Genomic DNA, 15656 nt, shown 5'->3' with positions numbered 1-15656 from the left:
GCTTTTCTTTTTTATCCTATCTATCAAAAGTTAATCGTTCTCCAGCTTTAACATCTAATACATTAAAGTTGTTATACACCAATTTTCCGTTTACAAAAGTGTGGGTAATACGACTCTTAAAGGTACTACCTTCAAACGGAGACCAACCACATTTGTACAAGATATTACTCTTATTAACGGTCCAAGGGCTCTGTGGATCAACAATCACTAAATCGGCAAAATAACCTTCCTTAATGTAACCACGCTTTTCTACATTAAATAGAATTGCAGGGTTATGACATGCTTTTTCTACAATTTTTTCAACTGAAATTTTCCCTTGATGATGCGCTTCCATCAATGCCATTAGTGCATGCTGTACTAAAGGTCCACCAGAAGGCGCTTTGGTATAAGGATTATTTTTTTCCTCTAAGGTATGTGGTGCATGATCGGTAGCAATAACATCAATACGGTCGTCTAATAAGGCTTTCCATAATTGCGCTCTATCATCGGCTGTTTTCACTGCAGGATTCCATTTAATATGACTGCCTTTTTTAGCGTAATCTTCATCTGAAAACCATAAATGGTGAATACAAACCTCAGCGGTAATCTTTTTGTCTTTTAGAGGAATTTTATTGGTGAATAAATTGGTTTCCTTACCTGTAGATAAATGAAAAACATGCAGTCTAGCACCGGTTTTCTTAGCCAACTCAATAGCTTTAGAAGACGATTTGTAACAGGCTTCTTCACTTCTAATAATCGGATGCATTTCCATAGGAATATCATCGCCGTACTCTGCTTCGTATTTGGCTAAGTTCTCCTTAATAGTCGCTTCATCTTCACAGTGTACAGAAATAACCATATCGGTACTTGAAAATATTTTTTCAATCACTTTAGGGTCATCCACAAGCATATTTCCTGTAGAGGAACCTAAGAACAATTTTAATCCGGCTACCGTTTTAGGATCTACTTTTAAAATTTCATCTAAATTATCATTAGTCCCCCCAAACATAAACGAATAGTTAGCATAAGAAGACTTCGCTGCGATGTCAAACTTTTCTTCTAACTTTTCAAGGGTGGTCGTTTGCGGATTGGTATTAGGCATCTCTATAAATGAGGTAATACCACCAGCAATTGCAGCTTTAGATTCTGTTTCTATATTGGCCTTATGGGTTAATCCCGGTTCTCTAAAATGCACTTGATCATCAATCATGCCTGGAAAAACATAATTTCCTTCGGCATCAATAACCATAATGTCTGCCGACTTTACACTTATAGAACTGTCAATTTCCTTTATAATATTGTTTTCAATATAAATATCACCTTCAACAATTTTTCCTTCGTTGACGATTCTTGCGTTTTTTATGAGGGTATTTCGCGTCATGTTATTTTACTTCGTAAATAAACTTTTAATTTTTAAACTAATCACACCAAAAATCGCTTCAGTAATAATACCGCCGCTCATTTTAGATTTTCCTTTGGTTCTATCTTTAAAGATTACAGGGATTTCAACAATTTTAAACCCTTTTCTATGGGCTTTAAATTTCATTTCAATTTGAAAAGCGTAACCCACAAATTTAATCTTCTTTAGATTAATAGCTTCTAAAACGGCTCTTTTATAGCAAATAAACCCAGCTGTAGAGTCTTTTACCTTCATCCGTGTTATAAATCTCACATAACGTGAAGCTCCATAAGATAAGAGAATTCTTGATAAAGGCCAATTCACAACCGTAATTCCTTTTACATAGCGCGAACCCACTGCTATATCAGCACCTTTTGAGGCACAGGCCTCGTAGAGTTTAGGAAGATCATCTGGATTATGAGAAAAATCGGCATCCATTTCAAATATAAAATCGTAGCCTTTTTCTAAAGCCCACTCAAAACCTGCAATATAAGCTGTTCCTAATCCGCTTTTAGAGGTACGCTCTAAGAGAAATAGTTGTTCTTTAAATTGGCTTTGTAACGTTTTTACCGCGGCTCCCGTTTGATCTGGTGAGTTATCGTCAACAATAAGCACATCAAATGTCTTCTGTTGTGAAAACACGGCTTTAATGATTGACTCTACATTTTCAATCTCATTATAGGTTGGGATGATGACAACAGCGTCCGACATTAACTCACTTTTAAACCTTCTCAGGTGGCGTTTTAGAATTTCAACAAAAATAAAGTTTTTAATGGATAAAAAGTCGGAATTAACTTTTTTGATAGATAAGTGATCTCCTTATAAATTTAAAATCATTTTTTATAATTTAGCCCCATGCGAAATTATATAACATACGAGTGGTTTACCCTATTTACAGTCTTAGGATTGTTTGCCGTAACGGTAGCCAAGTATATGAATACGCTTCGTTTTAAGGATTTTTTGCAAGTTATTGGCCGTTCAAAATATTTAAAAATCTATGCTAAGGATCAAAAATTTATTGATCAGTTTGATAGTTTTCTCTTTGTAAACCTCAGTCTTTCGCTCAGTATTTTTATTTATTTTGCCTACACCACCTTTGTTACGCCTTTAAGTTTTGAACTTATTGTTTTTCTAAAATTATTACTCGCCGTCTCTACGATTTTAATTATAAAAACCCTTTTAGAGCGTTTAATTGGGAGTCTTTTTGAAATGGATAGCTTAATTGACGATTACATATTTCAAAAAACAACCTTTAAAAATTTCTCAGGAATTCTGTTTTTAACAGCAAATTTATTTTTGTTGTACACTGATTTTAATACAAGTATCATTCTAGTTATAGCATTTACAGTTGTTTGCCTAACCAACCTTATTGGTTTTGTTTCTACATTTAAAACACATCAAAAATTAATAAATCCTAATTTTTTCTATTTTTTATTGTACCTTTGCGCTCTCGAAATTAGCCCTTATATTCTTTTATATAAGGTGATTAGCGAGTATAACGCTTAAAACACAAGCATTCCGTATGAAAGTGAAAACAATTTTAGTATCGCAACCAGAGCCTAAAATAGAGAACTCACCATACTTTGATTTGCAAGAAAAGCAAAAAGTAAAAGTAGACTTTAGACCCTTTATTCATGTTGAAGGTGTATCTTCTAAAGACGTGAGACAACAAAAAGTTGACCTAAGCAAATTCTCAGCTATTATTCTTACCAGCAGAAATTCTGTAGATCATTTCTTTAGAGTCGCAGATGAAATGCGCTTTAAAGTGCCAGATTCTATGAAATACTTCTGTCAGTCTGAAGCTGTTGCTTATTATTTACAGAAGTATGTGGTGTACAGAAAACGTAAAATTTATGTTGGGAAACGTACCTTTGAAGAATTAATGCCTTTAATTAAAAAATATAAAGACGAAAACTTCTTATTGCCCACTACAGACAAAGTAAAACCTATTATTCCTGAAAATTTAGACGCTTTAGGCGTAAATTGGAAACAGGCTACATTTTACAAAACAGTCATCAGTGATTTATCTGACTTATCTAATGTAACCTATGACATTTTAGTGTTCTTTAGCCCATCTGGCATTGAGTCTTTATTCCACAATTTCCCAGATTTCAAGCAGAATGACACACGTATTGCTGTATTTGGAAACACCACTGTAAAAGCAGTGAAAGAAAAAGGATTGCGTGTAGATATTTCTGCACCTACACCAGAAACACCTTCCATGACTATGGCTTTACAGAAATATATTGACGCTGTAAATAAAGGAAAATAATTACGCACAAGACCGTATTAAAAAAGCGATTCTAAAATTTAGAATCGCTTTTTTTTTGCATCAATTTGTCATTTAAAACGCATAGCGCTGTGGTCCTCCACGTCTTACTTCTTCAGAAGCATAAGACTCAAATTTCTTAAAGTTTTCTCTAAAGGCATTAGAGAGTTTAAAGGCCATAGTATAGTAGGCTTTATCATCTTTCCATGTGGCTCTCGGACTTAAAACTTCCGTAGGCACACCAGGACAAGTTCTTGGTTGCGCGACCCCAAACACGGAATGAATATGGTAATCTTCATAAGTATAATCTCCCAAATCGCCATTTAGTGCAGCGTTAATCATCGCTCTGGTATATTTTAATTTCATACGTGTTCCTACACCATAAGGTCCGCCGGTCCACCCTGTATTAACCAACCAAACATTAACGCCTGCTTCCTGCATTTTTTCACTTAGCATCTTAGCATAAGCGGTAGGATGCAATGGCATAAACGGTGCTCCAAAACAAGCAGAAAAACTTGGTACAGGCTCTACTACACCGGCTTCTGTACCGGCTACTTTTGCCGTATATCCAGAAATAAAATGATAAGCCGCCTGACTTGGGGTTAACTTAGAGATTGGAGGCAAAACTCCAAAGGCATCTGCAGTTAAGAAAAATATATTTTTAGGATTTTCTCCAATAGAGGGTTGTCTTATATTATCTATATGATAAATAGGATAACTCACTCGTGTATTTTGTGTAATAGAAGTATCTGCAAAATCCACATGGCCTTCGCTATCCATGATTACATTTTCAAGAATCGCTCCTTTTTTAATCGCTGCAAAAATTTCGGGTTCTTGCTCTTGTGATAAATTAATAACCTTAGCATAGCAACCGCCTTCAAAATTAAAAACCGTGTTTTCAGCCGTCCAACCATGCTCATCATCACCTATTAAACTTCGGTTAGGATCTGTAGAAAGGGTTGTTTTTCCGGTTCCAGATAATCCAAAGAAAATAGCCGTATCGTCATTCTTCCCAACGTTAGCACTACAGTGCATTGGCAAGGTGTTTTTATATACTGGAAGAATAAAATTTAAGGCCGAAAAGATTCCTTTTTTAATTTCTCCGGTATATCCTGTTCCTCCGATAAGGGCAATTTTTCGTGTAAAATCTAAAATTGCAAAATTGTGCTGACGTGTACCATCCACTTCAGGATCGGCCATAAAACCTGGCGCATTAACCACGGTCCATTCGGGTGTAAAATGTTCTAATTCCGCTTCCGTTGGACGTAAAAACATGTTGTAAGCAAACATGTTACTCCAAGGGTACTCATTAATAACTCTGATATTTAGTTTGTAATTAGGATCTGCACACGCATAACTATCGCGAACATAAATCTCTTTATTAGATAGGTAGTCCACTACCTTATCATAAAGCTTTTGAAATTTAGAGCTTTCAAAAGGAATATTTACTGGGCCCCACCAAACTTTATCTTTGGTTATAGCGTCTTCTACTATAAAACGGTCCATAGGAGAACGTCCGGTAAACTCGCCAGTATTCACTGCTAAAGCGCCCGAGGAAGCTTCTACACCTTGACCTTTAGAGCAGGTCTCGGCGTGTAATTCTTCTGATGTTAATTGATAATTAACCTTTGCATTTTTAATTCCATATTGATTTAACGAAATCGTTTTCGTAAATTGGGAATGATTTGCCATAATATTAGTGTTGTTTAGTTATGCAAAACTAAAATATTATTTTGAATCCGCACCTTTAAGCCCGTTTAATTAACCTTATGTTTATGTACAGCCCAAAGCAAAAGTCCCCACCCACAAATAAGTCCTAATCCACCAATAGGCGTTACAAAACCTATGGTTTTGAAATCTATAACAGTAAGGGCATTGGTGGCTAAACCATAAATAGAACCTGAAAAAAGTAACACACCAAATAGAATACAATAAAAGATATAGGACTTCATTTTTAGACTCACCATCGTGGTATTTCCTAAAAAGAGTAAGAAAAAAGCATGATAGATTTGATAACGTACTCCGGTTTCAAAAGTTGCAACAGCTGCCGTACTAATTAAAGCTTTTAACCCATGAGCCGCAAAGGCTCCCAAAATAATCCCTAACATGCCCAAAATAGATCCGGTAATCAACAGCTTCTTATTCATAATATTAACGTTTATGCAGTCTTTATTGCCTTTTGTATTCCTTATTTTCGTAAAACACAAATTTAATCATATATACTCATGATGCGAAACATATTAATCATTGGAGCTGGTAAATCTTGCTCTTATCTTATAAAATATTTACTTGATCATTCTGAATCGCAACATCTAAAACTCACCATTGGCGATCTTCATGTTGAAAATGCAAAGAAACTTATCGGTACTGATGTTAAGGCCGATATTATTCACCTTGATGTCTTTGATCCTGAATCGCGCTCTGAAGCCATAAAAAAAGCCGATATTATCATTTCTATGCTTCCTGCCCGTTTTCATATTGAAGTGGCTAGAGATTGTATCAAATTTAAGAAGCATATGGTAACGGCCTCTTATGTAAGTAAAGAAATGCAAGCTCTAGATGCAGAAGCTAAAGCCAATAACCTCATCTTTATGAATGAGATAGGTGTAGATCCTGGTATAGACCACATGAGCGCCATGCAAGTGATAGACCGTATTAGAGATAAAGGTGGAAAAATGATTTTATTTGAATCCTTTACAGGCGGTTTAGTAGCACCAGAAAGTGATACTAATTTATGGAACTATAAATTTACATGGAACCCTAGAAATGTGGTTGTCGCCGGTCAAGGAGGGGCCGCTAAATTTTTACAGGAAGACCAATTTAAATACATTTCTTATAACCGATTATTTAGACGTACCGAATTTTTAGATGTTGAAAACTATGGCCGCTTTGAAGCCTATGCTAATAGAGACTCTTTAAAATACCAAAATGTGTATGGCTTAGATCATGTAAAAACCTTATACCGCGGTACCATGCGACGTGTAGGCTTTAGTAGAGCCTGGAATGCCTTTGTACAATTAGGAATGACGGATGATAGCTATACCATTGACGATAGTAAAAACATGAGTTATCGCGATTTTGTCAATGCATTTTTACCTTACAGCCCTACAGACTCTGTGGAATTAAAATTTAGACACGCCCTTAAAATTGACCAAGATGATATGATGTGGGATAAGTTTTTAGAGTTAGACCTTTTTAACCCTGAAAAAATGGTAGAGCTTGATAAAGGGACTCCCGCCCAAATTCTTCAAAAGATATTAATGGACAGTTGGACCTTAGCCAAAGACGATAAAGATATGATTGTGATGTATCATAAATTTGGCTACGAGCTAAACGGTAAAAAGCATCAAATTGATGCCACGATGGTTACCTTAGGACAGGATCAAACTTATACGGCTATGGCTAAAACTGTAGGCTTACCGGTAGCTATAGCGACATTAGCAATCTTAAACGGCGATATAAAAACACCAGGCGTTCAAATTCCGATTACCAAAGAAGTATATACCCCTATACTCAAAGCTTTAGAAGCTTACGATATAGCGTTTAAAGAATATGAGGTTCCGTATTTAGGCTATAACCCTTTAAATGTATAACCTTATTATTTAAAGTATTTATTTTAAAAGCGTTTCAAATTGAAACGCTTTTTTTATCTTTCCATTTCAATTTAAAAGAAAGTGGTCTTATGAAAATTAATGATGGAGGTATTTATATTGATGGTATTGATAAAAAAATACTTCGTGCTTTGATGGATGATGCCAGAACCCCAATTTTAGAAATTGCGCGTAATGTAGGGATATCTGGTGCCGCCATTCATCAGCGCTTAAAAAAACTAGAAAAATCTGGTCTTATTGCCGGATCTAAATTCATCATTAACCCAAAAGTCTTGGGTTATACCACTATGGCGTTTGTCGGTGTTTATCTAGATAAAGCCATTAGTAATCCAGAGGCCGTAAAACAATTACAGAAAATACCTGAAGTTATTGAGTGTCACTACACCACAGGAAACTGGTCTATCTTTATTAAAATACTCTCTAGAGATAATGAGCATTTAATGCATGTTCTTAATTCTGAAATCCAAAGTATTAAAGGGGTTTCTAGAACGGAAACCTTTATTTCGCTTCAAGAGCAGATTAATCGTCAAATAAAAATCTAAAAAAAAGCACGTGTTTAAAAACGCGTGCTTTTTAAGTATTATAATCTAAAACCTTACTATTAAGGCGCCGGATTAGGAATTTCAGCGTGTACCGCATTAATGGCTTCTATAAGCTCTTGAGATAAGGTAATATCTATACTCTCTATATTTTCTCTCAACTGGTCTAAATTAGTTGCTCCTATAATATTACTCGTTACAAAAGGTCTTTCATTTACAAAAGCTAAAGCCATTTGTGCTAAGGACATATTGTGGTCTTCTGCAATTTTTAAATAGCGCTTTGTAGCCTCTGTAGCCTGAGCACTATTGTAACGTGAAAATCTTGGAAACAAATTTAATCGGGCATCAGCCGCAGCTGTTCCTTTTATATATTTCCCTGATAATACGCCAAAAGCCATTGGAGAATACGCTAGCAACCCAATGTCCTCACGGTGTGCAATTTCTGCCATATCACCTTCAAAAACTCTATTAATTAAAGAATAGGCATTCTGGATGGTAATCATCCGTGGTAAATGATGACGCTTAGATTCTTCTAAATAACGCATAGTTCCCCAAGCTTTCTCATTAGAAATCCCAACTTGTCTAATTTTTCCAGACTTTACAATACCCTCTAAATGTTGAAGAATTTCATGAAAATTATCTTCCCATGGATCGTTGTCATTAGGGGTATAATCTCGTGTCCCAAAAGTATTGGTTTGGCGTTCTGGCCAATGCAGTTGATATAAATCTATATAGTCTGTTTTTAATCGCTTTAAACTGTTATCTACGGCTTCATTTAAAGCTTCTTTGCTAAAACCATTGGTTCTAATATGCGCCGTATAATCACCGGTTCCGGCAATTTTAGTCGCTAACACTACTTGGTCGCGCTGTCCTGTTTTTTGAAACCAATTTCCTATAATTCGTTCGGTTTCCGCATAGGTTTTTGCTTCTGCAGGAACTGGATACAACTCTGCACAATCAAAGAAATTAACGCCTTTATCTCGAGCTAAATCCATTTGAGCGAAGCCTTCATTTTGCGTGTTTTGATTTCCCCAGGTCATCGTACCCAAGCAAATTTTACTCACTTTAATATTGGTATGTGGTAAGGTGGTATATTTCATAGTAGATCCTGATGTAACAGGATGATTATTTTAATTGAACTTAGTGGTTAAGGACTTCGACGATAAGAACCGTAAACCCTTGCAAAACCTTATAAAAAAAATAGACTTCATTAATTTTATAATCAATGAAGTCTAACTTTCTAAAATGCACGAACTTTACTTACAAAGCTTCTTCTATAAAAATAAGCTTTTTATGTTAGAAAAAACGCAACTGCATTTAATTCTTTTAAATATCATTGAGTAACTTAGAAATCTCATCTAATTTCGGTGTTAAAATCACCTCAATACGTCTGTTCTTAGCTCTACCTTCTGAAGTCTCATTACTAGCAATAGGTGCAAATTCTCCACGACCTGCTGCCGTTAGATTTTCAGGGTTAATAGCCTCATTTTCTCTCAAAATAGTTACAATGGCCGTAGCACGTTTTGCAGATAAATCCCAGTTACCGCTTAATTGCGCATTCCCTTTATAAGGAACATTATCGGTATGACCTTCAATAAGCACAGAGATTTCAGGGTTCTCCGCTAACACACTTCCTAGTTGTCTAACGGCTTGTTTTCCTTGTGCTCCTACATACCAACTTCCAGATTGAAACAATAATTTATTTTCCATAGAAATGTACACCTTTCCATCGCGTTGTTCTACGGTAAGTCCTTTCCCTTCAAAATTAGTTAAGGCTTTAGAAATGGCGTCTTTTAATTTGTTCATCGCAGCATCTTTGCTCGCAATAACATTTTCTAATTCTGCCACACGCTGAGAACGACTCTCTAGCTCTTGTTTTAAGGCTTTTAAACGTTCATTTTCGGCCGCTAAAGCTTGTTCTTTAGCTTCTAATTGTGCCAAAAGCTCTCTGTTTTTCTGGGCATTTTTTGCAATCGAGGCAGAACTATTTTCTTCTAATGCCCTATACGACGCTCTTAACGTTTCTAAATTAGATTGGGCCGCTGCATAATCTGCTTGTAATTTATCGCGTTCTGCAACCGCTTTATCATAGGCCTGCTGTAAATCATTTAGATCATTGGTCAATTGGGTTTTGTCACTAGATAAGGTTTCTAATTCATCCGAAAGCCCTCTATTTTCCTGCTTTAAATCGGCATATTTATCTTCTAATTCCGTGTATATTTTCTTTGAAACACAAGACGTACATAAGGTAAGGCCTACGGCTAATATTGAAAGTTTTTTAATCATCATTTGTTCTGTTAGGTTTATTTTAATCTATATTTAATTTGGGGACTTGCTTAAAAATCGAGTTCTAGTAAAATAGGGCAATGGTCACTATGAACCGCTTCTGTTAATATAACGCTACGTTTTATTTTTTCTTTTAATGGGGTACTCACCATGGCATAATCTAAACGCCAACCTTTATTATTTGCTCTGGAATTGGCTCTATAACTCCACCATGAATATTCTTGACGCTCTGGGTGTAAAAATCGGAAACTATCGATAAATCCACTGTCTATAAAATCGCCCAACCATTCGCGCTCTTCAGGTAAAAATCCTGAAACTCCTTTCATTTTTGGGTTGTGAATATCAATTTCTTCATGACAAATATTATAATCACCACAAACCACTAAATTAGGTTTGTCTTTCTGCAATTCTATAAGATACTTCTGAATAAGATCCATGTATTCAAACTTATGAGACAATCTTGCATCATTCGTCCCTGAAGGCAAATACATACTCATTACAGAGACCTCATCATAGTCTACTCTGATGTTTCGACCTTCAAAATCCATCGATTCTATTCCGGTTCCGAATTCTATATGCTTAGGTTCTTTTTTACACAATACGGCCACACCACTGTAACCTTTTTTCTGAGCGCTAAACCAATAATTAAAGTTATATCCTGCATCTGTAAACAAGCTTAAATCAAGTTGCTCTTCCATAGCTTTAATTTCTTGAAGACATATAACATCTGGATCTGTGGCTTTTAACCATTCTATAAACCCTTTATTTATGGCGGCTCTAATACCGTTAACATTATAAGAAACTATTTTCATACACCTATTTTTCGCCTTAAGCGACGCTCTTTTTTGTTCTAATTTGAATGAATTGCTAAATTAAATAATACTGTACTTTTACCCTATAATTTTATACTGCATTTAACGATAAAATATTTTTAGCTTTCAACAGTTATTATTCCACATGAGGTTTGTACTTTTTTTTCTATGTTTTTTATGTACCGCCTTGGGGAGTTCTCAAGAAGCGGCATCTAATTATAGACAAAAAAAAGTGGCGGTTAGCGATTCTATTCAAATAGATTCTGTTAGTATAAATCCAACCCAATTCAAAGTCCTTAGTGTTGACAATGTCCTTATAGATCCTAGCTTGTACACGGTAAATTACGCTAAAGCATGGTTGAAATTTAAGCGTCCGATAGCTATGGATAGTGTTAATATTGCGTATTTGCGTTATCCAGAATTTTTAACCAAAGTTTATAAACAGCTCGATGATGATGTGGTTATAGACCGCTCTTCTAATTATGGGCAACTTTACAGTTTAACGCGTACAACCTCTAAAAATAGCTTTACTCCTTTTGATGGTCTTACCACTTCGGGAAGTATTTCTAGAGGAATTACCATAGGAAACAATCAGAATTCAGTTTTAAATAGTGAACTCGACCTCCAAATTTCAGGTAAATTAAGTGATAAAGTATCGCTAAGAGCATCCATCCAAGACTCAGATATTCCGCTGCAAGAAAGTGGATATTCACAGCGTTTAGATGAATTTGACCAGGTTTTTATTGAATTATTTTCTGAAGATTGGAACATTAGAGCAGGAGATATTGACTTAGAAAACAACAACAGTTATTTTGCTGATTTTTCTAAGCGGGTCCAAGGCCTATTGGTCCATGCTAATCTAAGTGAAAAAACTTCGGTTTTTGCCTCAGGCGCTTTAGTTAGAGGGCAGTTTACAACCACACAATTTACGGCTGAAGAAGGCAACCAAGGCCCATACAAATTAACGGGTTCTAATAATGAATTGTATGTCCTTGTGGTTTCGGGTAGTGAAACCGTTTATGTTAATGGGGTCCCCTTAGAACGTGGAGAAAACAAAGATTATATTATTGACTACAACGCCGGTGAAATTATTTTTAATGCCACCTACCCCATCACCTCCGAAATGCGAATTACTGTAGATTACCAATTTAGCGAGCGTAACTATTCTAGGTTTACGGTCTTTGGTGGCGCCCAGTTTAAAACCGATAATTTACAACTTAATGTTGCTGTGTATTCTGAAAGCGATGCAAAAAACCAACCCTTGCAACAGAATCTTTCTACAGAACAAACAGAAATCTTGGCCAATGCAGGAGACAATCAAGATTTAATGTCTGCTCCATCGGCAACGTTGACCAGCTATTCTGAAAACCGAATTTTATACCGAAAAGAAACTATAGGGACCGAAGAATACTACGTCTACTCCAATAATTCTGAAGACGAATTATACAGCCTTACCTTTACCTATGTTGGTCCAAATGAAGGCAATTATGTTTTAAGCAATTCTAATGCTATTAATAACATTTACGAATATGTAGCTCCTATAGCTGGCGTGCCACAAGGAGATTACGAACCTATTACCCAACTCATCGCTCCAGAACGTCTTCAAATTGCCACCGTAAACGGAACTTACACGCCCGGCGATAAAACAAAGCTCTTTTTTGAAATTGCCGGAAGCAAGAAGGACGAGAACTTATTTTCAAACTTAGATGATGACAACAATGATGGTTACGCGGCTAAATTCACGCTACAACAACACCTTATTCAGTCCGATTCGCTTTGGAATCTATCGGCAAGCATAGATACCGATTATCTTCAAAAAAACTTTAATACCATTGAACGTTTGTACCGTGCGGAATTTACGCGCGATTGGAATTTAGAGGAGTCTGAGACCAGCACTAGCTATACTATTCCAGAAGGTAATCAGTTGTTATTTAGCACAGGCTTACAGCTCTCACATCTAAAAAAAGGAAGCGCCAACTACACGTATGAACATTTAAATTACACGGAAAATTTTAAAGGTAACAGGCACAACCTCACAACAAATTTACAGCTTGGAGGGTTTCACTTTTACTCTAGCTCTAGTGCCCTAAAAAGTGAAAGCACATTAAATGGGTCTACTTTTTTGCGGTCTTTTAATCGGTTGGCCTATCAAAAAAATAAGAAATGGGCGGGCGTAAAATTCTCTACTGAAGATAATGAGCAAAGCGACCTACAAACCGATTCTTTAACAGCCTTAAGTCAGAAATTTAAAGCCTATGAAGCTTTCGTCGGTATTGGTGACAGCACCGATGTGTATGCAGAAATTGGCTATATAAAACGTTTCAATGATAGTTTACGGTCTAATGAGCTTAAAAACGTGAGTAACTCTAACACTTACTATTTAAAGTCACGACTGATTCAAAATAAAAATACAAGCCTACAACTTTTTTTAAATTACAGAACCTTAAAATCTAAAGAAGCGAGCACTGATGATGAGCAAAGTTTGAATGGCCGCTTTATCTTGAATCAAAAATTATTTAAAAACCTGGTTATTTGGAATAGCAATTTTGAAATTAATTCCGGCACCTCGCCACAACAAGATTTCACCTATGTAGAGGTCGAAGCCGGGCAAGGTGCCTACACTTGGATTGATTATAATGCCAATGGCATACAAGAATTAGATGAGTTTGAAATTGCACAGTTTTCAGACCAAGGCAGTTATATAAGAGTGCTTCTTCCTAATCAAATTTACTTGCAAACCCATCAAAATAAGTTCGGGCAAACCTTAACCATTAATCCACAAAAATGGAGTACTTCAGAAAATAAAACACAGCTATTTTGGTCGCATTTTTACAACCAAGCCTCATTTTTAGTCAATAGTGAAAAGTTTAAATCAGATAATGGTTTTAACCTTAACCCCTTTCAAGCTTTAGAAAAAGATATCGCCACTGAAGATTTTGTATCCTTAAATTACAGCCTTAAAAACATCTTATTTTTTAATCGTGGGAAGCAACACTTTACCACCTCGTACACCTATCTAAGCAATAAGAGTCGTAATTTATTATCTACAGGAACACAACAGAATAAAACCAACAGTCATCAGCTTAATTTTAACCATAAATTACATGCCAACTGGTTAACGACGATATTGGCAAGTATAGGAAATGAAGAGAGTAACAATGATAATTTTACGAGTCAGAATTACAGCATAGACCAGTATTTTATGAAACCTAAATTGAGTTATCTCTTTGATGAAAATGCTCAGTTTGATGTGTTTTACCAATACACCTCTAAAACTAACGTCATGGCCAGTTTTGAAACCTTAGCCCAAAACAACTACGGTTTTTCATTCACCTATAATAAAGCTCAGAAAATAGCATTAACAGGCGAATTTAATTTATTTGAAAACGACTTTGAAGGCAATTCTAATTCTCCCGTAGCCTACCAAATGCTCGAAGGTCTACAAGAAGGTAAAAACCTCACTTGGAGTTTACTGGCACAGAAAAAACTAACCAAATATTTAGACCTGAACCTAAATTACTTCGGAAGAAAGTCTGAAACGGCAAAAACCATCCACACGGGGACCATACAACTGAAAGCCTATTTTTAGACTAAAGCTCCAATTTATATGCTACAGTAATTTGTATAAAACCTATAAAAACGGTATACTGTGCAAAGACTAACACAATACAATTAATGAAAGACTTTGTAATCATAGGAGCTGCCCAAGCAGGACTCTCTATGGCTTATTTTCTTAAACAGCAAAAGAAAGATTTTTTAATCTTAGATAAGGAAAACGAAATTGGAGCTTCTTGGCTTAAACGTTGGGACTCCTTAACGCTATTTACCCCTACAGAGTTTAATCATTTAATAGGAATGCCATTTCCGTCACCAAAAGGGCACTACCCAGATAAATATGAAATTGCAGCCTATTTTAAAAACTATGCCGAAACCTTTGAGTTCCCTGTACAGCTTAACACTTTAGCAGAACGAATAGAGAAAACAGCAGATGGTTTTAAAATCAGCACCAACAAAGAAGCCCTTTTTTGTAAACAGGTAATTATTGCCACAGGGCCGTTTCATATTCCGTTTACCCCAAAGTTTCATAAAAACCTGTCGTCTTCAATTTACCAAGTACACAGTAACTATTATAAAAATCCTGAGCAATTACAAAATGGCCCTACCTTAGTTGTAGGTGGTGGTGACAGTGGATTTCAAATTTTAGATGAAGTTTCTAAGCAAAGCAACACAACCACATATTTCTCAGGAAGCACAGCCATAAGAACATTACCACAAGAGATTTTAGGAAAAACCCTTTGGTGGTGGTTTACCGTTACAGGCTTTTTAAGTTTCAGTAAAAACTCATGGATTGGAAAAAAGATTAGTGATGCCAAGCAACCTATTATTGGTACAGACATCAAAGCCATAATAAACAGGGCGAATGTAGAGGTTGTGGGCTACACCTTAGATACAGATGGAAACACCATTAAAACCGCGACAAAAGATTTAAACGATGTTCAGAATATTATTTGGGCTACAGGCTATAAACCCAATTTTGAATGGATAACAGGAATAGAACTTTGTAAAGACGGCTACCCAAAACACCATAGAGGAATTAGCACCACTGACGGACTTTATTTTATTGGTCTGCCATGGTTACATACGAGAGGTTCAGCAACTTTAGGCGGTATTAAAAAAGATGCGGCTTACTTAGCAAAAAAGATTTTGTAGGTTTAAAACTTCATTTTTATACGCAACCTTTTCGCACATTTTGTATCTATA

13 protein-coding genes are annotated in these 15656 nt (G+C 35.9%); 6 read left to right on the top strand and 7 right to left on the bottom strand.

The annotated features are described in order from the left end of the window. Positions 1 to 16 precede the first annotated feature (16 nt). On the bottom strand, positions 17 to 1360 hold the full coding sequence (locus ACFQ13_RS15295; RefSeq protein ID WP_386118859.1) for a dihydroorotase: 1344 nt from the start codon (positions 1358 to 1360) through the stop codon (positions 17 to 19). 6 nt (positions 1361 to 1366) lie between these two features. Continuing rightward, on the bottom strand, positions 1367 to 2089 hold the full coding sequence (locus ACFQ13_RS15290) for a polyprenol monophosphomannose synthase (RefSeq protein WP_386118857.1): 723 nt from the start codon (positions 2087 to 2089) through the stop codon (positions 1367 to 1369). 144 nt (positions 2090 to 2233) lie between these two features. Between ACFQ13_RS15290 and ACFQ13_RS15285 the strand changes: the two genes are divergently transcribed. Next, positions 2234 to 2884, top strand: coding sequence for a DUF4271 domain-containing protein (locus ACFQ13_RS15285; RefSeq protein ID WP_114308369.1), 651 nt, complete (start codon positions 2234 to 2236; stop codon positions 2882 to 2884). Between the two features lie 16 nt (positions 2885 to 2900). After that, on the top strand, positions 2901 to 3650 hold the full coding sequence (locus tag ACFQ13_RS15280; RefSeq protein ID WP_386118854.1) for a uroporphyrinogen-III synthase: 750 nt from the start codon (positions 2901 to 2903) through the stop codon (positions 3648 to 3650). Positions 3651 to 3722: 72 nt separating this feature from the next. Here the strand turns inward: ACFQ13_RS15280 and pckA are convergent, their stop codons facing one another. Then, positions 3723 to 5339, bottom strand: coding sequence for a phosphoenolpyruvate carboxykinase (ATP) (pckA, locus tag ACFQ13_RS15275; RefSeq protein WP_386118852.1), 1617 nt, complete (start codon positions 5337 to 5339; stop codon positions 3723 to 3725). A gap of 65 nt (positions 5340 to 5404) precedes the next feature. Beyond that, the gene (locus tag ACFQ13_RS15270) at positions 5405 to 5794 is read right to left on the bottom strand and encodes a DUF423 domain-containing protein (protein ID WP_386118850.1); all 390 of its coding nucleotides are present in this window, start codon (positions 5792 to 5794) and stop codon (positions 5405 to 5407) included. An 81-nt stretch (positions 5795 to 5875) separates the two neighbouring features. On the opposite strand from ACFQ13_RS15270, the gene ACFQ13_RS15265 reads away from it, so the two are divergent. Further along, positions 5876 to 7240 (top strand): saccharopine dehydrogenase family protein, encoded by a 1365-nt coding sequence (locus ACFQ13_RS15265; RefSeq protein WP_386119479.1) that lies wholly within the window; start codon positions 5876 to 5878, stop codon positions 7238 to 7240. A gap of 89 nt (positions 7241 to 7329) precedes the next feature. Then, complete coding sequence (locus ACFQ13_RS15260) at positions 7330 to 7800, top strand: Lrp/AsnC ligand binding domain-containing protein (RefSeq protein WP_114308365.1); 471 nt, start codon at positions 7330 to 7332, stop codon at positions 7798 to 7800. Between the two features lie 59 nt (positions 7801 to 7859). On the opposite strand, the gene ACFQ13_RS15255 is transcribed toward ACFQ13_RS15260, so the two are convergent. The 3 genes from ACFQ13_RS15255 to ACFQ13_RS15245 all read right to left on the bottom strand — a co-directional run bounded on the left by ACFQ13_RS15255 (position 7860) and on the right by ACFQ13_RS15245 (position 10895). Further along, positions 7860 to 8897, bottom strand: coding sequence for an aldo/keto reductase (locus ACFQ13_RS15255; RefSeq protein WP_386118847.1), 1038 nt, complete (start codon positions 8895 to 8897; stop codon positions 7860 to 7862). A 226-nt stretch (positions 8898 to 9123) separates the two neighbouring features. Continuing rightward, on the bottom strand, positions 9124 to 10083 hold the full coding sequence (locus tag ACFQ13_RS15250; protein ID WP_386119477.1) for an OmpA/MotB family protein: 960 nt from the start codon (positions 10081 to 10083) through the stop codon (positions 9124 to 9126). Between the two features lie 50 nt (positions 10084 to 10133). Next, positions 10134 to 10895, bottom strand: a complete 762-nt coding sequence (locus ACFQ13_RS15245; protein ID WP_386118844.1) for an exodeoxyribonuclease III — start codon at positions 10893 to 10895, stop codon at positions 10134 to 10136. 145 nt (positions 10896 to 11040) lie between these two features. Between ACFQ13_RS15245 and ACFQ13_RS15240 the strand changes: the two genes are divergently transcribed. Both ACFQ13_RS15240 and ACFQ13_RS15235 read left to right on the top strand, forming a co-directional pair. Then, the gene (locus tag ACFQ13_RS15240) at positions 11041 to 14484 is read left to right on the top strand and encodes a hypothetical protein (protein ID WP_386118841.1); all 3444 of its coding nucleotides are present in this window, start codon (positions 11041 to 11043) and stop codon (positions 14482 to 14484) included. 86 nt (positions 14485 to 14570) lie between these two features. Further along, positions 14571 to 15605 carry a flavin-containing monooxygenase gene (locus ACFQ13_RS15235; RefSeq protein WP_386118839.1) on the top strand — a complete coding sequence of 345 codons (1035 nt, stop codon included), beginning with the start codon at positions 14571 to 14573 and terminating at the stop codon, positions 15603 to 15605. Positions 15606 to 15656 lie beyond the last annotated feature (51 nt).

It is taken from the genome of Winogradskyella rapida (assembly GCF_042675845.1).
In the GTDB taxonomy this organism is placed as follows: domain Bacteria; phylum Bacteroidota; class Bacteroidia; order Flavobacteriales; family Flavobacteriaceae; genus Winogradskyella; species Winogradskyella rapida.
Note: the sequence above shows the minus strand (reverse complement) of the source record. Positions and strands in the feature narration are given on the sequence as shown.